We start from the raw sequence: 24,400 nt of genomic DNA, 5'->3' as shown, positions 1-24,400 counted from the left end.
ATGCACATTTCGATCAAGGAAAACGGTGGGCCTGGGTTCTTTCCGGGCCTGGCCAAGCCGCAGACGGTGGAGCTGGACACGCTGCCCGAGCAGGACCAGCAGGAGTTGCGGCAGCTTATCGAGGCCTCTGACTTCTTTCAGCTGCCGCAAAGCAAAGCGCCCGAGCGCGGTAATCCGGGCGAGGTGCATTACACCCTGACGGTGACCGAGGGCCAGCGCGAGCACACCGTGTGCGTACTGGCCCCGGTGAAGTCGCAGGCGCTGGATGGGCTGGTGCAGTGCGTGCGTCGGCATATCCGCTGCTGAGGTTCAGGTGCGCGCGTTTGCAGTACTCGCCAGGGAAGCGCCCAGGCTGTATAGCAAACCGCCCGCGATCACGAACAGCGCCAGCATGTAGAACATGGAGTGGGCGGGCTGTGTCGACAGCACGATCCCGCACAGCACCGGCCCCAGGGCTGCGCCGACGTTGCCCAGGTTTTGCGCGCCGTAGTACATGCCTCGCAGAGGCTCGGGCGCGATGATGTCGATGAACATGTACTCGGCATGGAACACGATGATCTCTCCCAGGGTGAAGATCGCCATGGACAACACCCAGAACATCAGCGAGTTGGACAAGCCAAACCCCGCCAGGCCGACAATGAACAGGCCCAGCCCTCCTGCGAGCCATAGGTGCAGGTGCTGATGGGTGATCCGCTTGCCGATCAGGTATTGCAGGCTGATCACCATCACCGCGTTGGTTGCCACCACACTGCTGATAATCCGGTACGCCGCCTCGGGTGTGGTGGTGACGACCAGGTATTGCGAGAGGTAAGCGGTGAACTGGCCAAACACCACGGCGCTGAGGATCCCGCCCAAGGTAAAGCACACAAGGCGGTAGTCATTGAGCAGCAATTTGCCCACCGCTAGGAACGGCGCGCCGGCTTGGCTTGCGTGGGGTGGCGCCCAATGCCTGTCGCCCCACACGGCATAAACGATAAAGAACCCCACCCCAAGCCCCGCCGACGCCAGGAAGGGCAGGCTGATGGCCAGTGTGGCCAGCCCTGCACCGAGGAAGGGGCCGACCGCATAACCGATATTGGTCAGGGTGTATTTGATCGAAAACGCTTCGCTACGCGCATCGACGGGAAGCAGCCGCCCGAACCCGGATTTGACCGCGATGTCGATCACGGCATACGCCAGGTTGATCGCGACCAGGCAGGTGAAGAATATCCACAGATCCTGCGTGATAAATGCCCCCAGAAACCCCAGGGTGAATACCGTGCAACAGCCCAGTATCAACCGGTAACCAGGCTGGCTGTCGACCAGAAAGCCGCCATACAGGCTCAACACTGAGCCGATGATCAGCGAACTGCCGATCACCAGGCCGATGTCGGCGACGCCCAATTCAAATTGGCCCGACAGGTAGATCACGAGATAAGGCAGGGTGATAGCCCTGGCGAGCGTTAACACGAGTGACGCACTCAGCAGCAGGTTGACGGTCAAGGGGTAGTTTTTCAGCGTGGTCAGCATCCGAGCCTCAGTACCAGGGTTTAACGGTGACAGCTTACTGTTGAGTGCAGTTCTGATTTAGGATGCTTTTTACCAAGTAGCCTGAACTGAGTTCACGAATACAGGACGTCCATGTTTTCTTCCGAACGCTTGAAAGGTATCGATGTGTTTGTGTGTGTCGCGGACTACGGCAGCTTTACTGCCGCTGCCGAGAAAATGAACCTGACCGCCTCGGCCATCAGTAAAAGCATCGCGCGATTGGAGAAACGCCTGGGGACTCGACTGTTCCAACGCACGACGCGGCGTTTATCCCTCACCGAGGCTGGCGTGGCGTTCTACCGTACCTGCACGGGCGTACTCGCTGACCTGGAGGACGCCGAGCTGTCGCTGCGCGCGGAGCAAAGTGAACCGCGTGGACATGTGCGCATTGACCTGCCGAGTGTGTTCGGCCGTGCCCAAGTGGTGCCGGCCCTGCTGCCTTTGCTGCAGGCGTTCCCGTCCTTGGTGCCGCAAATGTCCTTCGGTGATGGATTCGTCGACCCGTTCAAGGAGGGCGTGGATGTGGTGGTGCGTGTCGGTGGTGCGGATGTCTGGCCGGAATCGGTCGGCCAGCGGGTGCTGGCCCACGAATGGCATACCTTGTGCGCCTCGCCGGCCTACCTGGCGAGCCATGGGGTGCCGACGTCCGACAGTGAACTTGAGCACCATCGGTGCATCGCCTATGGCTGGGTGGACGGACGGGTCAGCCCGTGGAGCTTTGCGGGCGAACAAGGCACCCCGAGGCGCTGGCAGATGACGCCGCACCTGGTGATCGGCAATGGCGATGGCTTGATGCAGGCCGCGTTGGCCGGTTGCGGGATCGTGCAACTGCCGTCCTGGTTGATCCAGCAACCGCTGGAGGAGGGCAGGCTGGTCGAGGTCTTGCCGCAATTGGCCACCGAAGGGGCAGCCATCAGACTGGCCTGGGTTAAAAACCGCCAGGCGCTGCCCAAAGTCCGTGTGGTGCTGGAAGCATTGGTGGCGGGGCTCGGGAAGCGATAGCGTCCACCACTGCCCACGCCACCAAAGCGTCTTACTTGCGATCCACCCACACCGTCTGTGCGTTGCAGAATTCCCGTACGCCAAAGTGCGATAACTCTCGTCCGAAACCGCTCTTCTTGATTCCACCAAACGCCACCCGAGGGTCGGAGACGCTGAAGGCGTTGACGAAGATGCCGCCGGTTTCCAGCTGGTCAGCGATATCGCGAGCCTTTGCCGGGTCGGTGGTGAAGATGCTGGCCGTGAGGCCGAACTCGCTGTCATTTGCCAGGGCCACGGCGTGGTCGGCGTCGCGGGCGGTGATGATCGAGGCGACCGGGCCGAACAGTTCCTGTTTGAACGAGGTCATCTGGTCGGTGACGTTGGCCAGTACGGTGGGTTCGTAATAGTTGCCGGCGCCTTGCACTTTATTGCCGCCCAACAGCAGGGTCGCACCTTCTTCCAGCGTGGCCTGTACCTGGTCGTGCAGCTCGTCGCGCAGGTCGAAACGCGCCATCGGGCCGATGTAGGTCGCGGTCGACGTCGGGTCGCCCATCACCATCGCACGGCTGGCTTCCAGGAATTTCGCGGTGAAGGCTTCCACCACGCCTTCCTCGATGATCAGGCGCTTGGCGGCGGCGCAGACCTGGCCGCTGTTCTGGAAACGACCGATCAGGGCGGCTTGCACTGCTGCATCGAGGTCGGCGTCGTTGAGCACGATGAACGGGTCGGAGCCGCCCAGTTCCAGCACGCATTTTTTTAGCGCGGCGCCGGCCTGGGAGCCAATGGCGATACCAGCACGTACGCTGCCGGTAAGGGTAACGGCGGCGATGCGCGGGTCTGCGATAGCGTTGGACACGCCGTCGTTGGTCACGTTGACTACTTCAAACAGGCCTTTGGCGAAACCGGCTTTGTGGAAGGCTTGCTGGATCAGGTAAGCGCTGCCCATCACGTTCGGTGCGTGTTTGAGCACGTACGTGTTGCCGGCCAGCATGGTCGGCACCGCACCGCGCAGCACTTGCCACACCGGGAAGTTCCACGGCATTACCGCAAAGATAGGGCCCAGCGGGCGGTACTCGATCTGGGCGCTGCCGTTGTCCACCAGGGTGGGTTCCGGCGCAAGCATGGCCGGGCCGTGGGCGGCGTACCATTCGCTCAGTTGTGCGCATTTTTCGATTTCGGCACGGGCCTGGGCGATGGGTTTGCCCATTTCCAGGGTGATCATCTGTGCCATGTCTTCGCCTTGCTCGCGCAGGGCGCAGGCCAGCGCCAGCAGCAATTCGGCGCGCTGGCTCACTGGCTGGCGGCGCCACGTGCGGAAGGCGCTGGTGGCGCGGTCGAGGGCGGCGTCCAGTTGTTGCTCGGTTTCGTAGGGATAGCTGCCGACCGTCTCGCCGTTGGCTGGGTTGATGGAGAGGGCGTGGGTAGTTGCGTTCATGGCACCGTCCTGCTGAAGGGTTGAGTTGGGTTCAGCGTACGGGGCTGTATCTTTTCTGGAAACTGAATAATATTAAGCAATACATTCACAATTGGAGAATGACTTGGATCTGGTGCAGCTGGAAATCTTCAAGGCCGTTGCCGAGCAAGGCAGCATCAGCGCCGCCGCGCAGTTGATTCATCGGGTGCCGTCGAACCTCACCACGCGGATCAAGCAGCTTGAGCAGGACCTGGGCGTAGACTTGTTTATCCGCGAGAAAAGCCGCCTGCGCCTGTCACCGGCCGGGTGGAATTTCCTCAGCTACGCGCGGCGTATCCTCGACCTGGTGCAGGAAGCCCGGGCGACGGTGGCGGGGGAGGAGCCTCAGGGCGCGTTTGCCCTTGGTTCGCTGGAGAGCACCGCTGCCGTGCGCATACCTGCGTTGCTGGCGGCGTATAACCAGAAGCACGCCAAGGTCGAGCTGGACCTGAGCACCGGGCCCTCGGGCACCATGATCGAAGGTGTCTTGTCGGGGCGGCTGACGGCGGCCTTTGTCGACGGGCCGGTGCTGCATTCCACCCTGGAAGGCGTGGCGGTGTTTGAAGAGGAAATGGTGGTGATTGCGCCGCTGCATCACGCGCCGATCAACCGCGGCCAGGATGTGAATGGCGAGAACATCTACACCTTTCGCTCCAACTGCTCGTACCGGCATCACTTTGAGCGCTGGTTTTCACAGGACAGCGCGGTACCGGGCAAGATCTTCGAGATCGAGTCCTATCACGGCATGCTTGCGTGCGTCAGCGCCGGGGCGGGGCTGGCGCTGATGCCGCGCAGCATGCTGGAGAACATGCCGGGGTTCGCGGCAGTGAGTGTGTGGCCGCTGACGGATAACTTCCGGATCTTGAATACCTGGCTGATCTGGCGGCGGGGGACGGTGTCGCAGAGTTTGAACTGTTTTGTGAAGTTGCTCGAAGAGCGTGTCACTCCCCTGTAGGCGCTGGCCAGCCAACGCCTGCAGGGAGGCGTTGTCAGCCGCCAAATTGCAGGGTACCCATTGCCAGTTTTGCCATGATTGCCGTCGCGCCCAGTTGCACCAGCCACAAGGCCAGGCCACCGAGAAACACCCCCAGGGCCACTTGCAGCACCAGGCTCTTCTGGCGCTTGGCTTGCGGTGCGCGTGGGGTGAAGTGGTCCAGCTCGTCGCGGTCGGCACGCAGGTCCAGGTCGTCGTTTCTCATAGGTTACTCATAGGGATAATGGCGGAACACTCTATCTGTAGGAGCCCGGCTCCTACAGGATCGTCGTTTGAATTCAGTCTAGGGGAGCGGGGCGTTTTCCGACAGGCATAAAAAAAGGGAAGCCGTGGCTTCCCTTTCCGCAGCGCCGCCAGGCTTACAGCACCTGGACAATCGCCTTTGTGACTGCACCAATGTTCGACTGGTTCAACGCTGCCACGCAGATACGCCCGGTATCCAGCGCGTAGATGCCGAACTCGCTGCGCAAGCGGGTGACTTGCTCAACCGTCAGGCCGGAGTAGGAGAACATCCCGCGCTGGCGGCCGACGAAGCTGAAGTCGTGGTCCGGAGCAGCCTTGGCCAGTTCGGCTACCATCTGCTCGCGCATGCCACGGATGCGCAGGCGCATTTCAGCCAGTTCGGCTTCCCACTGGGCGCGCAGCTCAGGGTTGTTCAACACGGCGGCCACGATGGCCGCGCCGTGGGTCGGCGGGTTGGAGTAGTTGGTGCGGATCACGCGCTTGACCTGGGACAGGATGCGCGCGCTTTCTTCCTTGGACTCGCTGACGATCGACAGTGCGCCTACGCGCTCGCCGTACAGGGAAAACGACTTGGAGAACGAGCTGGACACAAAAAAGGTCAGGCCCGACTCAGCGAACAGGCGAACCGCTGCGGCGTCTTCGTGGATGCCGTCGCCAAAGCCCTGGTAGGCCATGTCGAGGAACGGCACCAGGTTCTTGGCCTTGACCACGTCCAGCACGTTCTGCCAGTCGGCCGGGCTCAGGTCGACGCCGGTCGGGTTGTGGCAGCAGGCGTGCAGTACCACGATGGACTGTGGCGGCAGGGCGTTGAGGTCTTCGAGCAGGCCGGCACGGTTTACATCGTGGGTAGCGGCGTCGTAGTAGCGGTAGTTCTGCACCGGGAAACCGGCGGTTTCGAACAGGGCGCGGTGGTTTTCCCAGCTCGGGTCACTGATGGCGACGACGGCGTCTGGCAGCAGCTGCTTGAGGAAGTCGGCGCCGATCTTCAGCGCGCCAGTGCCACCTACCGCCTGTACGGTAACGACGCGGCTGGCTTCGAGCAGGGGCGACTCAGCACCGAACAGCAGGGTCTGTACGGCCTTGTCGTAGGCCGCGATGCCGTCGATCGGCAAGTAGCCACGGGCGGCATGTTGCGCCACGCGAATGGCTTCCGCTTCGGCAACGGCACGCAAGAGTGGAATCTTCCCCTCCTCGTTGCAGTAAACGCCCACGCCAAGGTTGACCTTGGTGGTTCGTGTGTCGGCGTTGAATGCTTCGTTGAGGCCCAGGATAGGATCGCGTGGTGCCATTTCGACAGCGGAGAACAGGCTCATTTTTGCGGCAGCTCTATGGGGGAAGGGAGGGACGTGTCGCGCTCCAGCCGAATGCACTAGAGCGGTGCACAAACGGGGAGCTAGTATAGAGGCCATCACCGCCAAGGGCGACAGCCGAAACGGCTTTTCGGCCAAGTTTTTCGGTTTATTTGCCGACCGTTAGTCTTATTGCAACATTGATCCTGGACGGCAGGTGGGACGATTGCCTTGAAACCCGTCACATTCGCCACCACTTCTATGGCTATCATGGTTTTTTCCTACGGCCCGCTTTGAATCTTCGCGGGTGGTGGTCTATTTCGTCCTCGACGGGTTTACAGTCTGGGGGTGACTACACGAGGTACGTTATGTCGGATTTCCAACTCGTCACCCGCTTTGAACCCGCTGGCGATCAGCCAGAAGCCATTCGTCAGATGGTCGAGGGCATCGAAGCCGGCCTGGCCCACCAGACGCTGCTCGGGGTGACCGGTTCGGGCAAGACCTTCAGCATCGCCAACGTGATTGCGCAGATCAATCGTCCTACCCTGGTGCTGGCACCGAACAAGACGCTGGCGGCGCAGCTCTATGGCGAGTTCAAGGCGTTCTTCCCGAACAACGCGGTGGAGTATTTCGTTTCCTACTACGACTACTACCAGCCCGAAGCGTATGTTCCGTCCTCCGATACCTTTATCGAGAAGGATGCCTCGATCAACGACCACATCGAGCAGATGCGACTGTCGGCGACCAAGGCGTTGCTGGAGCGCAAGGATGCGATCATCGTCACCACGGTGTCGTGCATCTACGGCCTGGGCAGCCCGGAAACCTATCTGAAGATGGTGCTGCACGTCGATCGCGGCGACAAACTCGACCAGCGCGAGCTATTGCGCCGGCTGACGAGCCTGCAGTACACCCGCAACGACATGGACTTCGCCCGTGCCACTTTCCGCGTGCGCGGCGATGTCATCGACATCTACCCGGCGGAATCGGACCTGGAAGCGATCCGCATCGAGCTGTTCGACGATGAAGTCGAGAGCCTGTCGGCCTTCGACCCGTTGACCGGCGAGGTGATCCGCAAGTTGCCGCGCTTCACCTTTTACCCGAAAAGCCACTATGTGACCCCGCGCGAAACCCTGATGGGCGCCATCGAGGGCATCAAGGTCGAGTTGGCCGAGCGCCTGGAGTACCTGCGTTCCAACAACAAGCTGGTGGAGGCCCAGCGCCTGGAGCAGCGCACCCGCTTTGACCTGGAGATGATCCTGGAGCTGGGGTATTGCAACGGTATCGAAAACTACTCGCGCTACCTGTCGGGCCGTGAATCCGGCGCGCCACCGCCGACCCTCTACGATTACCTGCCGCCCGACGCGTTGCTGGTGATCGACGAGTCCCACGTCAGCGTGCCGCAGGTGGGCGCGATGTATAAGGGCGACCGTTCGCGCAAGGAAACCTTGGTGGAATACGGTTTCCGCCTGCCGTCGGCGCTGGATAACCGGCCGATGCGCTTTGATGAGTGGGAAGCCATCAGCCCGCAGACCATTTTTGTCTCGGCCACGCCGGGCAACTACGAGGCCGAGCATGCCGGCCGCGTGATCGAGCAACTGGTGCGCCCGACGGGCCTGGTCGACCCGGAAATTGAAATCCGCCCGGCGCTGACCCAGGTCGACGACTTGCTCTCGGAAATCACCAAGCGCGTGGCGCTGGAGGAGCGGGTGCTGGTCACCACGCTGACCAAGCGCATGTCCGAAGACTTGACTGACTACCTCGCCGACCACGGCGTGCGCGTCCGTTACCTGCACTCGGACATCGACACTGTGGAACGGGTGGAAATCATCCGCGACCTGCGCCTGGGCACCTTCGATGTGTTGGTGGGGATCAACCTGCTGCGCGAAGGCCTGGACATGCCCGAAGTGTCCCTGGTGGCCATCCTCGATGCCGATAAAGAAGGCTTCCTGCGCTCCGAGCGTTCGCTGATCCAGACTATCGGCCGTGCCGCGCGTAACCTCAATGGCCGGGCGATTCTCTACGCGGACCGCATTACCGGCTCCATGGAGCGGGCAATTGGCGAGACCCAACGGCGTCGCGACAAGCAGATTGCCTTCAACCTGGAAAACGGCATCACTCCGAAAGGCGTGTTCAAGGACGTTGCCGACATCATGGAAGGCGCCACCGTGCCGGGCTCGCGCAGCAAGAAGCGCAAGGGCATGGCCAAGGCTGCCGAGGAAAGCGCCAAGTACGAGAACGAACTGCGCTCGCCGAGTGAGATCACCAAGCGGATTCGACAACTGGAAGAGAAGATGTACCAGTTGGCGCGGGATCTTGAGTTCGAGGCGGCAGCGCAGACGCGGGACGAGATTGGTAAGTTGCGCGAGCGGTTGCTGGCTGTTTGATTGGTAGAGGCAGTGATGGCCTCTTTGCGAGCAAGCCCGCCCCCACCTTGACTGATTCCCTACCAGGGAATGCGATGGAGTGTGGGAGCGGGCTTGCTCGCGAATGCAGGCACCTCGGTCTGCCAGAATCACCCAAGCTGGTGTTACCATTCGCCCCTTGTTTCAATTTTCAGTTTTATCGCCCATTCGAGACCTGCCATGACCACCGTCCGCACGCGCATCGCGCCATCGCCTACTGGGGATCCCCACGTCGGCACTGCTTACATCGCCTTGTTCAACTACTGCTTTGCCAAGCAGCACGGCGGTGAATTCATCCTGCGGATCGAAGACACCGACCAATTGCGCTCCACCCGCGAGTCGGAACAGCAGATTTTCGATGCCTTGCGCTGGCTGGGCATTACCTGGGCGGAAGGCCCGGACGTCGGCGGCCCGCACGGCCCGTATCGCCAGAGCGAGCGCAGCGACATCTACAAGCAGTACACCCAGCAACTGGTCGACATGGGCCACGCGTTCCCTTGTTTCTGCACCGCAGAAGAGCTGGACCAGATGCGTGCCGAGCAACAGGCCCGTGGCGAAACCCCGCGCTACGACGGCCGTGCACTGCTGCTGTCGAAGGAAGAAGTGGCCCGTCGCCTGGCCGCTGGCGAGCCTCACGTGATTCGCATGAAAGTGCCAAGCGAAGGCGTGTGCGTGGTGCCGGACATGCTGCGCGGTGACGTCGAGATCCCGTGGGACCGCATGGACATGCAAGTACTGATGAAGACCGACGGCCTGCCGACGTACTTCCTCGCCAACGTGGTCGACGACCACTTGATGGGCATCACCCACGTGCTGCGCGGCGAAGAATGGCTGCCCTCGGCACCCAAGCTGATCCTGCTCTACGAGTATTTTGGTTGGGAACAGCCGCAGCTGTGCTACATGCCGCTGCTGCGTAACCCGGACAAGAGCAAGCTGTCCAAGCGCAAGAACCCGACGTCGGTGACGTTCTACGAGCGCATGGGCTTCATGCCTGAGGCGATGCTCAACTACCTGGGGCGCATGGGCTGGTCGATGCCGGACGAGCGCGAGAAGTTCTCGCTGCAGGAAATGGTCGACAACTTCGACCTGTCGCGCGTGTCCCTGGGCGGGCCGATCTTCGACATCGAGAAGCTGTCGTGGCTCAACGGCCAGTGGTTGCGTGACCTGCCGGTCGAGGAGTTCGCCAGCCGTGTCCAACAGTGGGCGTTGAACCCTGAGTACATGATGAAGATCGCGCCGCTGGTGCAGGGCAGGGTAGAGACGTTCAGCCAGGTCGCACCGTTGGCCAGCTTCTTCTTTGCCGGGGGCGTCAACCCGGATCCCAAGCTGTTTGAATCCAAGAAGCTCTCGGGCGACCAGGTTCGCCAGTTGATGCAGTTGATCCTGTGGAAGCTGGAAAGCCTTCGCCAGTGGGAGAAGGATGCGATCACTGCAACGATCCAGGCAGTGGTGGAGTCCTTGGAGCTGAAGTTGCGCGACGCGATGCCGTTGATGTTTGCCGCGATCACCGGGCAGGCCAGTTCGGTGTCGGTGCTCGATGCGATGGAAATCCTGGGCCCGGACCTGACGCGTTTCCGTCTGCGCCAAGCCCTTGATTTGCTTGGTGGTGTGTCGAAGAAAGAAAACAAAGAGTGGGAAAAGCTGCTGGGCGCGATTGCCTGACTCAGCCGTTGTAACGGTCAAACCCCGGTTTTCCGGGGTTTGAACGGTAAGTGATTGTTATCCCGGCAAAAAATTTTGGAAATTGTTGAAAATAAATTTGACACGTTTCCAAACCGCCATTAAGATTCGCCCCGTCCTCACCGATGAGGGGCTATAGCTCAGCTGGGAGAGCGCTTGCATGGCATGCAAGAGGTCAACGGTTCGATCCCGTTTAGCTCCACCAATTTACACGTTCAAGGTCTGGCCACACCGTCCTTGAATTGATCAGGTCTCAGCCCTGATCAGCTGTACAGAAGGTTTTGTCCCCTTCGTCTAGTGGCCTAGGACACCGCCCTTTCACGGCGGTAACAGGGGTTCGAGTCCCCTAGGGGACGCCAGTTTCAACAAGCAGCTCGAAAGGTCTGCTGCGTCGCGAGACGAAAAATCCGGGGCTATAGCTCAGCTGGGAGAGCGCTTGCATGGCATGCAAGAGGTCAACGGTTCGATCCCGTTTAGCTCCACCAATTTACAGGTTCAAGGTCTGGCCACACCGTCCTTGAATCGATCAGTCCTCAGCGCTGATCAGTTGTATAGAAGGTTTGTGTCCCCTTCGTCTAGTGGCCTAGGACACCGCCCTTTCACGGCGGTAACAGGGGTTCGAGTCCCCTAGGGGACGCCACGATTACCCGCTCTGCGGGATTTTTAAGGGTCATTCAATTATTGAATGGCCCTTTTGTTTGTCTGGCGTTTGGCCAATCCTCCCTTTGATTCCTTTTCTCTTCTGACCAACGGTCGTGCCTGTCGCTTGCGAAATATTATTATGGTAATAATATTCAACCCATGAACGACGGAGGCAATGATGAGCGATAAAAAAGCGCAAACCCGCGAACGTATTCTGCAGGCCGCCAGCGCGGCGTTGATCCAGCGCGGCCCGGCCGAGCCGAGTGTGGGGGAAGTCATGGGGGCGGCGGGGCTGACCGTCGGTGGTTTCTACGCCCACTTTGAAAGCAAGGACGCGCTGATGCTGGAGGCCTTCACTCAGCTGCTGGCCAAGCGTCGTGCGTCGATTGACGACATGGATTCACAGCTGACGGGAGAAGAGCGCAGAAGCCTGGTGGCGGCCTTCTACCTGTCGCGCAAGCACCGTGACTCAACCGCCCAGGCTTGCCCGATCCCGGCGACCGTCGGCGAGATGAGCCGTCTACCGGAAACGTTTCGCCAGGCACTGAATGAGCACTGCGAACTGATGGCGGCCCAATTGGCTGCCAGCCCCGAGGACACCGACAAAGCGCTGGCTGACATGGCGCTGATGATCGGTGGCCTGTCCTTGGCTCGCGCGTTAGGGCCGGGGGAATTGTCTGACCGTGTGCTGCGCGCTGCCAAATCGGCCGTGCGCTAGGAAGAGGGCTGCATCATGGGCACGCTGACCTGGATTCGTCGCTTCAACGGCACTATGGGGCACCTGGCACCGCAAACGGTGGCCAGCCGGATGCGTCGCGCCTTCATGACGCCACGCGACTTGCCGCCGCGCGACTGGGAGTTGCCGCTGCTGGCGCAATCGGAGCGCATCACCTTGCGCTTCGGTTTGTCCGCCTTGCGCTGGGGGCAGGGACCTGCGGTGTTGTTGATGCACGGGTGGGAAGGCCGGCCCACGCAGTTCGCCAGTCTGATCACGGCGTTGGTCGCTAACGGTTACTCGGTGATAGCCCTGGACGGTCCCGCCCATGGCCGGTCGCCGGGGCGTGAAGCCCATGTGCTGCTGTTTGCGCGCGCCATGCTTGAGGCGGCCGCCGAGTTGCCGCCGCTGCACGCTGTGATCGGCCATTCCATGGGCGGTGCCAGTGCGATGCTGGCGGTGCAGTTGGGCCTGCGTACCGAAGCGTTGGTGAGCATCGCCGCGCCTTCGCGCTTTCTCGATGTGCTGCGTGGCTTTACCAGGATGGTCGGTTTGCCGGCGCGCGCGCGCTCGGCGTTTATCCAGGAAGTCGAGATGGCCTTCGGGATGCCCCTCAAGCACTTGGACGTCGCTCACTACCAGATGAATATCCCCGGCCTGATCGTGCATGCCGAGGACGATACGTTCGTTCCGGTCAAGGCATCCCAAGCCATCCATGAAGCCTGGTTCGACAGTCGCCTGCTGCGCCTGGAGCAGGGTGGTCACCAGAAAGTGCTGGCCGATCCGCGTGTGGTCGACGCCGTGCTGGCGCTGCTGGCCGGCCGTCGTCTACAGGAGCGGCAAACCGCCTGATACACTCTCCCCGCCGACATTAATCGACTGGGAGCAAGGCATGGGCTGGGATATGGCAACGCCGTTTATCATTGATCTGCAGGTTGCACCTGAAGACATCGACGGCCTGGGACACGCCAATAACGCGGTGTACGTATCCTGGCTGGAGCGCTGCGCCTGGCGGCACTCCCAGCGCCTGGGCCTGGACCTCACCGAGTATCGCCGCCTGGATCGCGCAATGGCCGTGGTGCGGCACGAGATCGACTACCTGGCCGCAGGCTATGAAGGCGACGAGCTGCAACTGGCCACCTGGATCGTCGACTGGGACCAGCGCCTGAAGATGACCCGGCGCTTCCAGCTGCTTCGCCCCCGCGACGGTGTCACCTTGCTGCGTGCGCAAACCACGTTTGTCTGCATCGAACTGTCCAGCGGCAAGCCCAAGCGCATGCCCGCCGAGTTTCTCGACGGTTACGGCCCTGCCCTGACGGGGGGTTAACGGTTGCCGTAGGAAACCCAGTAAACTGCGCCACGATTTTTGTTGAGTGTTTTCCATGCAAATTGCTTTGGCGCCCATGGAGGGGTTGGTCGACAACATCCTGCGGGACGTGCTGACCCGTGTCGGCGGTATCGACTGGTGCGTGACCGAGTTCATCCGCGTCAACGACCGCCTGCTCACCCCGGCGTACTTCCACAAGCTTGCCCCCGAATTGCTGCACGGTGCTCACACCGCCGCCGGTGTACCGCTGCGTGTTCAACTGCTCGGTTCCGACCCGGTATGCCTGGCGGAAAACGCCGCGCTGGCCTGTGAGCTGGGTTCGCAAGTCATCGACCTCAATTTCGGCTGCCCAGCCAAGACCGTCAATAAGTCCCGGGGCGGGGCGGTGCTGCTCAAGGAGCCGGAGCTGCTCAACCAGATCGTCGAGCACGTACGCCGCGCCGTGCCGGCCCACATCCCGGTCACGGCCAAGATGCGCCTGGGCTTCGATAGCCCGGACGGCGCCCTGGTGTGCGCCACGGCGCTGGCCGAAGGTGGTGCGGCGCATATCGTGGTGCATGCCCGTACCAAGGCCGATGGCTACAAGCCGCCGGCCCACTGGGAATGGATCCCGCGCGTCCAGGACGTGGTCAAGGTGCCGGTGTTCGCCAATGGCGATATCTGGAGCGTCGAAGACTGGAAGCGGTGTCGCGAGATCAGTGGCGTCGAAGACATCATGCTCGGCCGTGGCCTGGTTGCGCGGCCGGACCTGGCGCGGCAGATTGCGGCGGCGCGGGCGGGTGAGGAGGTGGTTGAGATGACCTGGGCCGAGATGCAGCCCATGCTCCAGGATTTCTGGGCCCAGTCAGTGGCGCAACTGACCGAGCGTCAAGCGCCCGGGCGCTTGAAGCAATGGCTGGCGATGCTCACGCGCAATTACCCCGAAGCGGTGGAGTTATTTACCCTGATGCGTCGGGAGACCGACCTGGAGCAGGTCGGACGTTTGCTGGGTATGCCCAGCCAGAGCGAAGAGTCGGTGGCATTGCACCGTCAGGCTCACGCGCTATAAGTGCTTCACCTGTTGCTGTAACGGGCGCCGAAAGGCGCCTTTTTTTTGTCTGAAAAGATACGTTGAGACATAACCAACCGAGAGTCGGACTGTCTTTCGAAACGTAGGGCACTGAGTGGATGGCGACGAAGTTCAAGGTGTTGGGCGCAAGGTGGCAGTGCAATTAACAGCGGGCGCGTCAAATACCATAAGTTCTATGAATTCGATCGGGTTATTGTTTTCTTCACGTTGCTTTGTTCCCGAGGTGTTACCTGGTATGTGCACTCGTTGGGCGAATGTTGACGTCGCGCCTCGGTGATTCATTGAATGTCCATGGGAAAACTCTCAGCCGGTCATTTTAGTTTCCTTATGTGAACTGCGAATCTTCGGAACTCATCGCGGTTAAGTCCCACGAATCTAGCGAGTTTGTCGAACTCACCGATGTTTCTAACTTCGAGTCAATCAGTGCCCCTCTTCCGCAACGGTGGGGGCGGGTACCGTTTAAGGAATAACAATATGCCTAATGTATCGCGTCAGCAGTTCATGCCCGGAAGTACAGACTACGCGCAACTTGGTCACTCCTCTGTGCGGGTGAATAAGTCGCTTGAGGGGGCGCCGTCCGCTTCGGTGGGCAATTTGAATACGTCTCTAAAAGACGGACGTCCAGCGTCAACAGAACATACGGTGAGCGTGAATAAGGAATCCCTGGAAAAGTTATTTGCCCTGTTTGAGTTCGCGGTCAAGGCGATGCGTAGCCTGCTTGCCGGTATGGGGCGGCTTCCCCCGTTGGCCGGTGAGCTGGAGGCTCAGCACCCGGTGACGCCTGGGCCTGACGCCAAGGTTGCCCCGGATGCAGACGCACAGCCCCAAGTGATGTCCAGCGTCGATAACCAGCCACAGGTGAGGCCGGGCGTGCAGAGGCGCGTGTCGGATGGGAGCGCCCAGGTAACCCTCGCCCCTGGCGGCAAGCTCAATACCCAGCTGACGCCTGATATCAACGTGACGGTGCAGGTCCAGACTTGTCACTGCCCACATACCGATGAAGGCGTTGCGCCACAGGCCCAGCCCGCTCTAAAGGTCGATTCGCAACCATCGCCGCAGCCACCGCTCACGCTGACGCCGTTGGATCTTCAATCTGATACCCGGCCCACTCCGGACCTTTCCCGTCCCGCGCCTCATGAAACGGATGATTTCAATAGGCACTCCGGGGGCCTTTCAGGTAACCCCCGAGCCGCGAGGCCCAGTCTTCGTTCGCGCTTTTGAGCTTGCGGTCTTGAGGCATTGAATACCCAGTTCGCTCCTTGACCCGCGCGGCCAGGGAGTACTCAAAGAGGTTTGACGCATGTTATCGATAAGCCAAAACCGTTTTGCACAGCCGGTCGTTGATCCTTGCCAGGTGTCAGCGTATTCAGCGCCTGCGTCGTTGGAGACTGTAGGCCCGCACACATCCAGCACTGAAACACAGGCTGCACGCCTAGGCGCCAAGTCCGAAAGGGCCGGCGATAACGCAGACCCTGCGGCCTTGATGGGGCGCCTGGTCAACCTGTTCATGACGTTATTCAGCCAGTTGCAGTCCCTGTTGCTCACAGGTGGACTCCCGTCAGCCCCGAAAAGCAGCGATATAACGCTCACGCAGCCCCATGTGTTACCCACTCACGCGCGAACACGGGTCAATAAGCGAAGCGAGCCCCTGTCTGAACTGTCCACTAAACGTAACGGTGCAAAACCCGACAATATCTGGAACGGTTTTCGCCAAGGGAAAAATGGTAATTGCGTGACCATTTCTGCCATCAAGGCGGCGATGATGAAGTTTGGCCAAAGCCCCATGGATATCTACACGTCTGTCGAGAAAGTTGCAGAGGGTTATAACGTGGTCATGCGCGATGGTTTCGAATTGAAACTGACACACGCTGAGTTGAATAGCGCTGTTCGTGGTTCAAACTTTGTCGGGCTGAATGATCCGGAAATGCTCAAGGATGCACACTTCCTGTTCGCGTGTTCTGCCAAGCGGGCGCAAATTGAAAACAATGATGGGTGGGCGAGAAGAAGTTTCAACGCCGCTATCAGAAGCCTTAACGATGGTGAGGATGAATGGGGGCCGGGAGAGGGTTTCAAGCGACTGGGGTTAAAAGATTACATGAGGCACGTTTCGGTGCGTGCCTTCGCCGATAAGTCGTTGATCGGTATGGTCAACAGGCGCGGGCATTCGGTGGCCGTCGTGGAGGGCAGTGAAGAAATCTTCGGGCGCAAAGGTGGCCGACCCACCAACGGGCAAGCCATTGCGTTGATCTGACAACGCCGCTTGCTCTGGACTAACGGTCGCCAACACGTCCACCTATTTCATAGCCAGGTAACGATATGAGTACTGCGATTGGATCTTCCGCTCGCTCAAACCCCATGGCCACACCGCTATCAATCCCTTCAGGCACCTCTCGCATTCCAGCGTTTGATGCCCCGGAGCGTGGTTTCGGTGAGTATTTCAATGCGAGCTCGCACAGTGCCGTGATCAGGCTGGTGATGCATACTTTTGGAGCGCGTCCTGCGGATTTTTTCGACGATATACAGGGCCGCGGTGATGGCTATGCCGTGACCATGAAAGATGGTTACCGGCTGCATCTTTCCGCACAGGAGTTGCAACAGGCAGCCACTGCGTCACGGTTTACCGGCGACGACAAGGGTGCAGTGGTCAGTGCCCATTTCGCGCTGGCTGCGTTCATCAAGCGCAAACAGTTGGGCAGTGGCAGCGCTGGTGATCGACCTGCTTTCGAGTCGGTCCTGGCCACGTCCTTGCAGGGTGAAACCGCCTACAACCTGTTCAAGGGCATGGGCATGTCCGGGCATCTCCAGCGCGTTTTCACTGCAAACGTTATCGCCGAAGGCGGGGTGGGGGTGGCGGACAGCTATGACTTTGGTTCGCAGCTTATTCAGGCGGGCAAGGCGCACCAGTTCGGCAGGGAGGGCTCACCCGGTCGTAGCCACTACGTGTATGTGCTGGTGAACGATAGCGCGCCAAAACGCCGCGTTATCCAGGATCGGGTTCCACCTCTTGCTGCCCCTGCGAACGTTTTGCCAAGCACCGGCCCGTCCACGACGCGTTCGCGTCCCCAGGCTTCCGAGGTTTTGCAGGGCTTCAACACGCCCTTGCGGCATTTCGGCGAAGTAGTCGATTTGAGCAGCCATGTCGCAGTGATCAAGATGATGATGCTCAGGTTTGGTCGTTCACCCGCTGACATGCTTGAAAAAATCGAGACCCTGGCGGACGGTTACAATGTCACCCTCAAAGATGGCTTTGAAGTGAAGCTGTCAAGGCAGGAGCTGGCGCTCACTGCCAAAGCCACGCGATTTACCGGTGCTGATGCGCCGATGATCTGCGCCGCCAATTTCATGTTGGCGGCCTTTGCCAAGCGCAAGCAAGTCGAAGGCAATATGCTGTTTGATGCGGCGTTATCGAAGACCTTGCGCGCAGAGCACCTTTACAACGTGTTGAAGGGCATGGGCCTGATGGGCTATCTGCGGTTTGTGCAACCCGATCAGCTGCGCCAGCCCGGCAGCGTTGGCGTCATCAGCCCCTTTGACACGGCGGGCGCGCTGGTGGTGGAGGGGATCAAGCATCGCAATGGACAGACGGAGCCCGTCGGCAAGGACTATGGCTACCAACTTGCCGCCGATATGCCCGTCGACCCCGCCAGCGGCAGGCCTGCCCGGTTCCCGGCGGCGTCCGTGGGTGTCCCGCCGGTGAATATCTGGTCGGGTTTCTATCAAGGCGCGCAGGGCAACTGTGTCACGGTGTCGGCGATCAAGGCGGCGATGATGAAGTACGGGCAAAACCCGACCGGCATCTACAAGCGTGTCACTGAAACGCCGAAGGGTTTTACCATCACCATGCGTGACAACTGCACGGTGTACCTCACCCATGCCGAGCTGGAAATCGCCCGTGCAGCGGCCAATTTCCGTGGTGCGGATAAAGGTCTGGTGGCTGATGCCGTATTCCTTTACGCGGCGAGCGCCAAGCGGGCCCAGCTGGAAAACCATGAGTTTCGCGCCGCTGCCGGTTATGACGTCGCCCTGCAGACGCTGAACGACGGTGAAAGTCCGGGTGAGTCATTGCGCCGTCTTGGCTTGTACGCTTTTACTCGCTCCAGCAGCGTGCAGGAACTGGCGTCAGGCGTGCCAGGCACCCTGGCGGACGCCTGGCATTCGGTCGTCGTTGTAGAGGGCGCGCTGGATGAGTATGGCGCCAGGCGCGACTTGAAAAGCTCGCGCTGGATGCAACAGGGCGTTGACGCACTCAAGCTGGTTTAAGCCCGGCCGTCGCCCGCGAGCAGGCGCTCCCTGAATCCGATCATGGGCAGCGGGCGGCTGTGCAGATACCCTTGGTACAGATGGCAGCCCAGGCCCTGCAGGAAGGCCAGTTGGTCCTGGGTTTCCACGCCTTCGGCAATCACCTCCAGGTTCAAGCTGCGGGCCATGGCGACGATAGCGCGGATGATCTCGGCGTCGTTGGGGTCATGGGTGGCGTCGCGCACGAAGGACTGGTCGATCTTCAGCGCATCCACCGGCAGGCGCTTGAGGTAAGTGAGCGACGAGTAGCCGGTCCCGAAGTCATCCATCGCAAAGCTCACACCCAGCTTTTTCAGGCGGCGCATCTTGCTGATGGTGTCGTCCAGGTTCTGAATAACGATGCCCTCGGTGATTTCCAGCTTCAGCAGGCTGAACGGCAGCTGGTGCTGCTTGAGGCTGCGCTCCACCCGTTCCACGAAGTCGTTCTGGCGAAACTGCCGAGGGCTGATGTTCACGCACAGGCTGAAATTCAACGGGTCCACCAAACCTTCCGCGATCAATTGCTCAAAGGCCGCGCAGGCTTCATCAAGGATCCAGGTGCCGACTTCCAGGATCAAGCCGCTGTCTTCGAGCACCTTGATGAATTCGGACGGCGACTGCGCGCCCAGTTGCGGATGCTGCCAGCGCACCAGGGCTTCGGCGCCGACAATCCGGTTGCCACGCGCATCCACCTGCGGCTGGTAATGCACGCTGAACTCTCCACGCGACAAGGCCAGGCGCAGGTCGGTCTCCATCCGCAGGCGTTCGCTGGCGGTTTTTTGCATGCTGTGGTGGAACATCTGCGTGGTGTTGCGCCCTGAATCCTTGGCGCGGTACAGGGCGATATCGGCACGCTTGAGCAAGTCCGCAGGCGTAGAGCCGTGATCGGGAATCAGCGCCACGCCAATACTTGGCGTGACCTGCAGGCGGTGACCATCGAGGAACATCGGCTCCGAAAGCAATTCCCGCAAGGTATCGGCCAGCTCCTGTACCTGGGCGCTGACTTCGGTGCGAGTGCCATCCAGGCCGCTGAGCAGCACCACGAACTCATCACCCCCCAGGCGTGCCACGGTGTCTTCCATGCGCACGCTGGCCTCCAGGCGGGCGGTGACGATCTTCAGCACCGTGTCACCCACGGGATGGCCGAGGGAGTCGTTGATGTGCTTGAAGTGGTCGAGGTCGAGGAACAGCAGCGCGCCGCGCAGGTTGTGACGCTTGAGCAGGGCGATCTGCTGGCTCAGGCGGTCCATCAACAGGGCGCGGTTGGGCAGGTTGGTCAGTGGGTCGTGATAGGCCAGGTGGCGGATCTGCGCCTGGGCGTTTTTCAGCAGGCTCACGTCCCGTGCGGTCAGCAACAGGCACGGGGTTTCATTCAGGGTGATGGGCTCCACCGACACTTCCACCGCCAGCAACTCGCCGCGCTTGTTGTGCCAGAGCATTTCCAGGTGGTGGATGCGGCCTTTGATCTGCAGTTCGGCCAGCAGTGCAGCGCGCTGGTTTTCATCGGCCCAGATGCCGATCTGGTAAAGGGTCAGGCCTTTGGCTTCATCGGCACGATAGCCGGTCAGGCGGCAGAAGCCGTCGTTGACCTCCACATAACGGCCGGTATCGCGCTCGGTGATGGAAATCGCGTCGGGGCTGGAATGGAAGGCCTTGGCGAATTTCTCTTCGCTGGCCTTGAGCGCGGCTTCCGAGCGCTGCTGCTGGGTGATGTCGCGCAAGGTGGTGACGATGCACGGCTGGTCGCCCACGGTGATCAACCGGCTGGAAATCACGCAGGTCAGCGCCTGGCCGCTCTTGTGATGCACCACGACCGCCACATTGCTCAGCGCCTGTTCGCGGATCACCCGCTCGATACGCTCCAGGCGTTTGCTCGACTCATCCCAGAGACCGATCTGCTCGGCGCTTTTATCGATCACCTCGTCGGCCGTCCAGCCGAACGTCTGAGTAAAGGCAGGGTTGATCTCGATAAACGCGCCGCTGTCCACGTTGGTCACGCAGATCGGATGTGGGCTAGCCTGGAACAGGCTGGCGAATTTTTCTTCGGAGGCGGTCAGGCGTTGCTCGCGTTCCACCTGGTCAGTGATGTCCAGCAGCGTGCCGGCCATGCGCAGCGGTGCGCCATGCTCATCGCGGTACAGGCGGGCGCGGCTTTCGAGGTAGCGTGAACTGCCGTCTTCCATCGGCACGCGATAAGTCAGCTGATAGTTGCCGGCCGGGCCCTCGCGCAGCGTGCGGTAGGCATCGCGCATGCTTTCGCGCTCTTCATCGGGCATCCCCTCGAAGAACGCGTCGAAGGACTCATGGAACGGCTCCGCCGGCAAGCCGTGCAGTTGCGCGGCGCGCGCCGAGCCGTAAAGCATGCCGGTGGGGATGTGCCAGTCCCAGGTGCCCAGTTGCGCCGAGTCCAGTGCGAGGTCGAGTCGCTCCTGGCTGTCCTTGAGGGCCTGCTCGGCGTTTTTGCGTTCGGTGGTGTCCAGAAACGTACTGATCAGGTAGGCCTCGCCCTCCAATTCGACTTTTTGTGCGCTGAGGGTGCCATCATGGATCTGGCCGTTGCTGGCGCAAAACTGCACCTCCATGGTGATGGGCTCGCGCTTGCGCTGGGTGGCCTTGACCAGTTGCGCGCGCTGCTCGGGGTGGCGCCACAGGCCCAGGTCCAGGGTAGTGCGGCCGATGGCATGGGCCAACGGCCAACCGAAGAGCATTTCGAAATACTGGTTGGCTTCGCTGATCAAACCGTCGGACTGGCGGGTCAGCAGGACCATGTTGGGGCACAGGTGAAACAGGGTGGCGAAGCGCTTTTCGGAGTGGCTGAGGGCGTGCTCCCGTTCGCGCTGGCGAGTGGTCTCGCGGATCACCCCGATCATGCGACGCCGCCCGGCTTTATCGGGGGCGAGGCTGCCATTGATCTCCAGCCAGTGGTGGGTGCCGTCCGGCCACTGGATATGGTGATGCATGGCCTGTTCGAACGGCTCCCCCGCCAGAACGGCGTGAAAGGCGCGCACCACACGGGCGCGGTCCTGGGGCGCCAGCAGGTCGAGGTAGTCCAGGTCCTTGGGTAAGGGTTGGCGCGGATCGAAGCCGAACAACGCCTGGGTACCTCGCGACCAGCTTATCCTGCCGGTGTCGATTTCCCAGCACCACGCGCCCAGCCGGGCAGCGTTGAGCGCTGCCAGCAGTTGCGGCGCGCTGTCCCAGCTTTGTTCCGCCTCTTGAGGGTCCAGGGCGTAAATGCGGGGCAGGGGTGGCACGGAGTCGACGGGGTTGCGCATTATCAAAGGGCCTTGGCTCGATGGGCGTAAGGCGCGGTTCAGTTCAGACCTTGAGGGCGCACAGTTTCATGCCGGGATCCCTGGCAGATCGACTTGTGCATCCAATAGGCTCATGAAAGCCCGCGCAGCATTCGACAGCGTCCTTTCGGTGTGCACGATATAGCCTAGCTGGCGACTGAGCTGTATGCCCGGCAAAGCGATACTTGCCACCTGATCATCGAGCATGGTGCGCGGCAAGACGCTCCAGGCCAGGCCGATGGACACCATCATCTTTATAGTTTCCAGGTAGTTAGTGCTCATCGCGATGTTCGGCGTGAGGCCCTGGGCCTCGAACAGCCGGCTGACAATATGGTGGGTAAAGGTATTGCCGCCTGGGAAAACCGCCGGGTGGCCGGCGATATCAGCCAGGCTGACGCTGCCGTTGGTGGTGAGGCTGTGCTCCGGAGCCACCACAAAATCCAGCGGGTCATCCCACACCGGCGTGGCCTGTACAAGGTTGTGGGGATCGGGCGCCAGGGTGATCACCGCCACTTCGGCACGGCCATGGAGGATTTCTTCGTAGGCCACTTCCGAATCGAGGAACTGAATATCCAGCGCCACGTTGGGGTATTGGCGAGTAAAGGTGCGCAGGATCGGTGGCAGGCGGTGCAGGCCGATATGGTGACTGGTGGCCAGTGTGAGGCGGCCGCTGACCTCACCGGTCAGGTTGGTGAGGGCGCGGCGGGTGTCGTCCAGCACGTTGAGGATCTGATAGGCACGCGGCAACAAGGCCCGCCCGGCTTCGGTCAAGCCGACTTCACGGCCCAGGCGATCGAACAACCGTACCTTCAATTGTTGCTCCAGGCCGGCAATACGTTTGCTGATGGCCGGTTGGGTCAGGTGCAGGCGCTCGCCGGCACCGGAGAAGCTGCCAGTCTCGGCGATGGCGATAAAGGCATTGAGGTTGGCCAGGTCCATGGTGCTATTCCAGTTGGTAATCCAAAGCATAAAAAATATGAATTTGAGTTATTTAATGTAGCGCCATACCATCAGCCTCACAAGCCAAAGGGTTATTGAAAAGCCCGGCATAGAGAAACACCGTTGATGAGGACCGACTGATGGCCGGCAAAACGCTTTACGACAAGCTTTGGGATTCCCATGAAGTGAAACGGCGCGACGATGGCTCGTCGCTGATCTATATCGACCGTCACATCATCCATGAAGTGACCTCGCCCCAAGCGTTCGAAGGCCTGCGACTGGCCGGCCGCAAGCCGTGGCGCGTCGACTCCATCATCGCCACCCCGGACCACAACGTACCGACCACCCCTGAGCGCAAAGGCGGTATCGAGGCCATTGCCGACCAGGTGTCGCGTCTGCAGGTACAGACCCTCGACGACTATTGCGACGAATATGGCATCACTGAATTCAAGATGAATGACGTGCGCCAAGGCATCGTGCACGTGATCGGTCCGGAGCAGGGCGCAACTTTGCCGGGCATGACCGTGGTCTGCGGCGACTCCCACACCTCTACCCACGGTGCCTTTGGCGCCCTGGCCCACGGCATCGGCACCTCCGAGGTGGAACATGTGTTCGCCACCCAGTGCCTGGTCGCCAAGAAGATGAAGAATATGTTGGTGAAGGTCGAAGGCAAGTTGCCGTTCGGCGTGACTGCCAAGGACATCGTGCTCGCCGTGATCGGCAAGATCGGCACCGCCGGCGGTAACGGCCATGCCATCGAGTTCGCCGGCAGCGCGATTCGCGACCTGTCCATCGAAGGCCGCATGACCATCTGCAACATGTCCATCGAAGCCGGTGCCCGCGTGGGCATGGTGGCGGCGGACGAAAAGACCGTCGAATACGTCAAAGGCCGTCCATTCGCCCCGCAAGGCGCGGATTGGGACGCCGCCGTCGAAGCCTGGAAAGACCTGGTCTCCGACGCCGACGCGGTGTTCGACACCGTGGTCGAGCTCGACGCTGCCCAGATCAAGCCGCAAGTCAGCTGGGGCACCTCGCCGGAAATGGTTCTGGCCGTCGACCAGAACGTGCCGGACCCGGCTCAGGAAGCCGACTTGGTCAAGCGCGGCTCCATCGAGCGTGCGTTGAAGTACATGGGCCTGAAAGCCAACCAGGCGATCACCGACATCCAGCTGGATCGCGTGTTTATCGGTTCCTGCACCAACTCGCGGATCGAAGACCTGCGCGCCGCGGCCGTGATTGCCAAGGGCCGCAAGGTTGCCTCGACCATCAAGCAGGCGATCGTGGTGCCGGGTTCAGGCCTGGTCAAGGCGCAGGCTGAAGCCGAGGGCCTCGACAAGATCTTCCTCGAGGCCGGTTTTGAATGGCGCGAGCCAGGCTGCTCGATGTGCCTGGCGATGAACCCGGACCGCCTGGAGTCGGGCGAGCATTGCGCGTCTACCTCCAACCGTAACTTCGAAGGGCGTCAGGGCGCCGGCGGGCGTACCCACCTGGTCAGCCCGGCCATGGCCGCCGCCGCTGCCGTCAACGGTCGTTTCATCGACGTTCGCGAATTGATCTGAGGAATACCC

At 61.0% G+C, this 24,400-nt stretch carries 19 protein-coding genes and 4 tRNA genes; 17 read left to right on the top strand and 6 right to left on the bottom strand.

Going from position 1 to position 24,400, the window contains the following annotated elements; translation table 11 throughout:
• The gene (locus ATH90_RS18785) at positions 1-306 is read left to right on the top strand and encodes a protealysin inhibitor emfourin (protein WP_034107641.1); all 306 of its coding nucleotides are present in this window, start codon (positions 1-3) and stop codon (positions 304-306) included.
• 3 nt (positions 307-309) lie between these two features.
• On the opposite strand, the gene ATH90_RS18780 is transcribed toward ATH90_RS18785, so the two are convergent.
• The gene (locus tag ATH90_RS18780) at positions 310-1,509 is read right to left on the bottom strand and encodes an MFS transporter (protein WP_098467001.1); all 1,200 of its coding nucleotides are present in this window, start codon (positions 1,507-1,509) and stop codon (positions 310-312) included.
• A 111-nt stretch (positions 1,510-1,620) separates the two neighbouring features.
• Between ATH90_RS18780 and ATH90_RS18775 the strand changes: the two genes are divergently transcribed.
• A complete protein-coding gene (locus ATH90_RS18775) occupies positions 1,621-2,529 on the top strand; it encodes a LysR family transcriptional regulator (protein ID WP_098467000.1) in 909 nt (302 codons plus the stop codon).
• Positions 2,530-2,560: 31 nt separating this feature from the next.
• On the opposite strand, the gene ATH90_RS18770 is transcribed toward ATH90_RS18775, so the two are convergent.
• Positions 2,561-3,943 carry an aldehyde dehydrogenase family protein gene (locus tag ATH90_RS18770; protein WP_098466999.1) on the bottom strand — a complete coding sequence of 461 codons (1,383 nt, stop codon included), beginning with the start codon at positions 3,941-3,943 and terminating at the stop codon, positions 2,561-2,563.
• Positions 3,944-4,046: 103 nt separating this feature from the next.
• Here ATH90_RS18770 and ptrR point away from each other — a divergent pair, with 103 nt between their 5' ends.
• Positions 4,047-4,916 (top strand): putrescine utilization regulator PtrR, encoded by an 870-nt coding sequence (gene ptrR / locus ATH90_RS18765; protein ID WP_098466998.1) that lies wholly within the window; start codon positions 4,047-4,049, stop codon positions 4,914-4,916.
• 34 nt (positions 4,917-4,950) lie between these two features.
• On the opposite strand, the gene ATH90_RS18760 is transcribed toward ptrR, so the two are convergent.
• Together ATH90_RS18760 and ATH90_RS18755 are read right to left on the bottom strand one after the other, a co-directional pair.
• The gene (locus ATH90_RS18760) at positions 4,951-5,160 is read right to left on the bottom strand and encodes a hypothetical protein (RefSeq protein ID WP_017847720.1); all 210 of its coding nucleotides are present in this window, start codon (positions 5,158-5,160) and stop codon (positions 4,951-4,953) included.
• A gap of 154 nt (positions 5,161-5,314) precedes the next feature.
• Positions 5,315-6,511 (bottom strand): amino acid aminotransferase, encoded by a 1,197-nt coding sequence (locus ATH90_RS18755; RefSeq protein ID WP_098466997.1) that lies wholly within the window; start codon positions 6,509-6,511, stop codon positions 5,315-5,317.
• A 344-nt stretch (positions 6,512-6,855) separates the two neighbouring features.
• On the opposite strand from ATH90_RS18755, the gene uvrB reads away from it, so the two are divergent.
• The 13 genes from uvrB to ATH90_RS18690 all read left to right on the top strand — a co-directional run bounded on the left by uvrB (position 6,856) and on the right by ATH90_RS18690 (position 18,582).
• Positions 6,856-8,871 carry an excinuclease ABC subunit UvrB gene (uvrB, locus tag ATH90_RS18750; RefSeq protein ID WP_010209048.1) on the top strand — a complete coding sequence of 672 codons (2,016 nt, stop codon included), beginning with the start codon at positions 6,856-6,858 and terminating at the stop codon, positions 8,869-8,871.
• Between the two features lie 198 nt (positions 8,872-9,069).
• Complete coding sequence (gene gltX / locus ATH90_RS18745) at positions 9,070-10,551, top strand: glutamate--tRNA ligase (protein ID WP_025856465.1); 1,482 nt, start codon at positions 9,070-9,072, stop codon at positions 10,549-10,551.
• A 147-nt stretch (positions 10,552-10,698) separates the two neighbouring features.
• Positions 10,699-10,774: transfer RNA gene (locus ATH90_RS18740), tRNA-Ala, on the top strand.
• 78 nt (positions 10,775-10,852) lie between these two features.
• Positions 10,853-10,928, top strand: a tRNA-Glu gene (locus ATH90_RS18735).
• Between the two features lie 50 nt (positions 10,929-10,978).
• Positions 10,979-11,054 (top strand) — tRNA-Ala (locus ATH90_RS18730).
• A 79-nt stretch (positions 11,055-11,133) separates the two neighbouring features.
• Positions 11,134-11,209 (top strand) — tRNA-Glu (locus tag ATH90_RS18725).
• 180 nt (positions 11,210-11,389) lie between these two features.
• Positions 11,390-11,929, top strand: a complete 540-nt coding sequence (locus ATH90_RS18720) for a TetR/AcrR family transcriptional regulator (protein ID WP_034107623.1) — start codon at positions 11,390-11,392, stop codon at positions 11,927-11,929.
• 15 nt (positions 11,930-11,944) lie between these two features.
• Positions 11,945-12,778 (top strand): alpha/beta hydrolase, encoded by an 834-nt coding sequence (locus ATH90_RS18715; RefSeq protein WP_034107621.1) that lies wholly within the window; start codon positions 11,945-11,947, stop codon positions 12,776-12,778.
• Positions 12,779-12,818: 40 nt separating this feature from the next.
• A complete protein-coding gene (locus ATH90_RS18710; protein WP_098466996.1) occupies positions 12,819-13,253 on the top strand; it encodes an acyl-CoA thioesterase in 435 nt (144 codons plus the stop codon).
• 55 nt (positions 13,254-13,308) lie between these two features.
• Complete coding sequence (locus ATH90_RS18705) at positions 13,309-14,301, top strand: tRNA dihydrouridine synthase (protein ID WP_034107617.1); 993 nt, start codon at positions 13,309-13,311, stop codon at positions 14,299-14,301.
• A 495-nt stretch (positions 14,302-14,796) separates the two neighbouring features.
• Positions 14,797-15,543 (top strand): hypothetical protein, encoded by a 747-nt coding sequence (locus ATH90_RS18700; RefSeq protein WP_098466995.1) that lies wholly within the window; start codon positions 14,797-14,799, stop codon positions 15,541-15,543.
• 79 nt (positions 15,544-15,622) lie between these two features.
• A complete protein-coding gene (locus ATH90_RS18695) occupies positions 15,623-16,573 on the top strand; it encodes a hypothetical protein (protein WP_244905990.1) in 951 nt (316 codons plus the stop codon).
• A 299-nt stretch (positions 16,574-16,872) separates the two neighbouring features.
• On the top strand, positions 16,873-18,582 hold the full coding sequence (locus tag ATH90_RS18690; RefSeq protein WP_244906014.1) for a hypothetical protein: 1,710 nt from the start codon (positions 16,873-16,875) through the stop codon (positions 18,580-18,582).
• Here the strand turns inward: ATH90_RS18690 and ATH90_RS18685 are convergent.
• On the bottom strand, positions 18,579-21,875 hold the full coding sequence (locus ATH90_RS18685) for an EAL domain-containing protein (RefSeq protein ID WP_098466993.1): 3,297 nt from the start codon (positions 21,873-21,875) through the stop codon (positions 18,579-18,581). The genes ATH90_RS18690 and ATH90_RS18685 overlap by 4 nt on opposite strands.
• A 66-nt stretch (positions 21,876-21,941) precedes the next feature.
• The gene (locus tag ATH90_RS18680; protein ID WP_034107609.1) at positions 21,942-22,832 is read right to left on the bottom strand and encodes a LysR family transcriptional regulator; all 891 of its coding nucleotides are present in this window, start codon (positions 22,830-22,832) and stop codon (positions 21,942-21,944) included.
• Between the two features lie 140 nt (positions 22,833-22,972).
• On the opposite strand from ATH90_RS18680, the gene leuC reads away from it, so the two are divergent.
• On the top strand, positions 22,973-24,391 hold the full coding sequence (gene leuC, locus ATH90_RS18675) for a 3-isopropylmalate dehydratase large subunit (RefSeq protein ID WP_034107608.1): 1,419 nt from the start codon (positions 22,973-22,975) through the stop codon (positions 24,389-24,391).
• Positions 24,392-24,400 lie beyond the last annotated feature (9 nt).

The sequence above is a fragment of the Pseudomonas lurida genome (assembly GCF_002563895.1).
Taxonomy (GTDB): Bacteria; Pseudomonadota; Gammaproteobacteria; order Pseudomonadales; family Pseudomonadaceae; genus Aquipseudomonas; species Aquipseudomonas lurida.
Note: the sequence above shows the minus strand (reverse complement) of the source record. Positions and strands in the feature narration are given on the sequence as shown.

What these genes read in the sequence shown, in the direction of transcription:
- ATH90_RS18685 (WP_098466993.1), bottom strand. Translation starts at nt 21,875, where the DNA reads ATGCGCAACCCCGTCGACTCCGTGCCACCCCTGCCCCGCATTTACGCC.
- ATH90_RS18770 (WP_098466999.1), bottom strand. Translation starts at nt 3,943, where the DNA reads ATGAACGCAACTACCCACGCCCTCTCCATCAACCCAGCCAACGGCGAG.
- ATH90_RS18780 (WP_098467001.1), bottom strand. Translation starts at nt 1,509, where the DNA reads ATGCTGACCACGCTGAAAAACTACCCCTTGACCGTCAACCTGCTGCTG.
- ATH90_RS18785 (WP_034107641.1), top strand. Translation starts at nt 1, where the DNA reads ATGCACATTTCGATCAAGGAAAACGGTGGGCCTGGGTTCTTTCCGGGC.
- leuC (WP_034107608.1), top strand. Translation starts at nt 22,973, where the DNA reads ATGGCCGGCAAAACGCTTTACGACAAGCTTTGGGATTCCCATGAAGTG.
- ATH90_RS18755 (WP_098466997.1), bottom strand. Translation starts at nt 6,511, where the DNA reads ATGAGCCTGTTCTCCGCTGTCGAAATGGCACCACGCGATCCTATCCTG.
- ATH90_RS18710 (WP_098466996.1), top strand. Translation starts at nt 12,819, where the DNA reads ATGGGCTGGGATATGGCAACGCCGTTTATCATTGATCTGCAGGTTGCA.
- ATH90_RS18680 (WP_034107609.1), bottom strand. Translation starts at nt 22,832, where the DNA reads ATGGACCTGGCCAACCTCAATGCCTTTATCGCCATCGCCGAGACTGGC.
- ATH90_RS18775 (WP_098467000.1), top strand. Translation starts at nt 1,621, where the DNA reads ATGTTTTCTTCCGAACGCTTGAAAGGTATCGATGTGTTTGTGTGTGTC.
- ATH90_RS18720 (WP_034107623.1), top strand. Translation starts at nt 11,390, where the DNA reads ATGAGCGATAAAAAAGCGCAAACCCGCGAACGTATTCTGCAGGCCGCC.
- ATH90_RS18700 (WP_098466995.1), top strand. Translation starts at nt 14,797, where the DNA reads ATGCCTAATGTATCGCGTCAGCAGTTCATGCCCGGAAGTACAGACTAC.
- ATH90_RS18705 (WP_034107617.1), top strand. Translation starts at nt 13,309, where the DNA reads ATGCAAATTGCTTTGGCGCCCATGGAGGGGTTGGTCGACAACATCCTG.
- ATH90_RS18690 (WP_244906014.1), top strand. Translation starts at nt 16,873, where the DNA reads ATGAAAGATGGTTACCGGCTGCATCTTTCCGCACAGGAGTTGCAACAG.
- ATH90_RS18760 (WP_017847720.1), bottom strand. Translation starts at nt 5,160, where the DNA reads ATGAGAAACGACGACCTGGACCTGCGTGCCGACCGCGACGAGCTGGAC.
- ATH90_RS18695 (WP_244905990.1), top strand. Translation starts at nt 15,623, where the DNA reads ATGTTATCGATAAGCCAAAACCGTTTTGCACAGCCGGTCGTTGATCCT.
- gltX (WP_025856465.1), top strand. Translation starts at nt 9,070, where the DNA reads ATGACCACCGTCCGCACGCGCATCGCGCCATCGCCTACTGGGGATCCC.
- ATH90_RS18715 (WP_034107621.1), top strand. Translation starts at nt 11,945, where the DNA reads ATGGGCACGCTGACCTGGATTCGTCGCTTCAACGGCACTATGGGGCAC.
- uvrB (WP_010209048.1), top strand. Translation starts at nt 6,856, where the DNA reads ATGTCGGATTTCCAACTCGTCACCCGCTTTGAACCCGCTGGCGATCAG.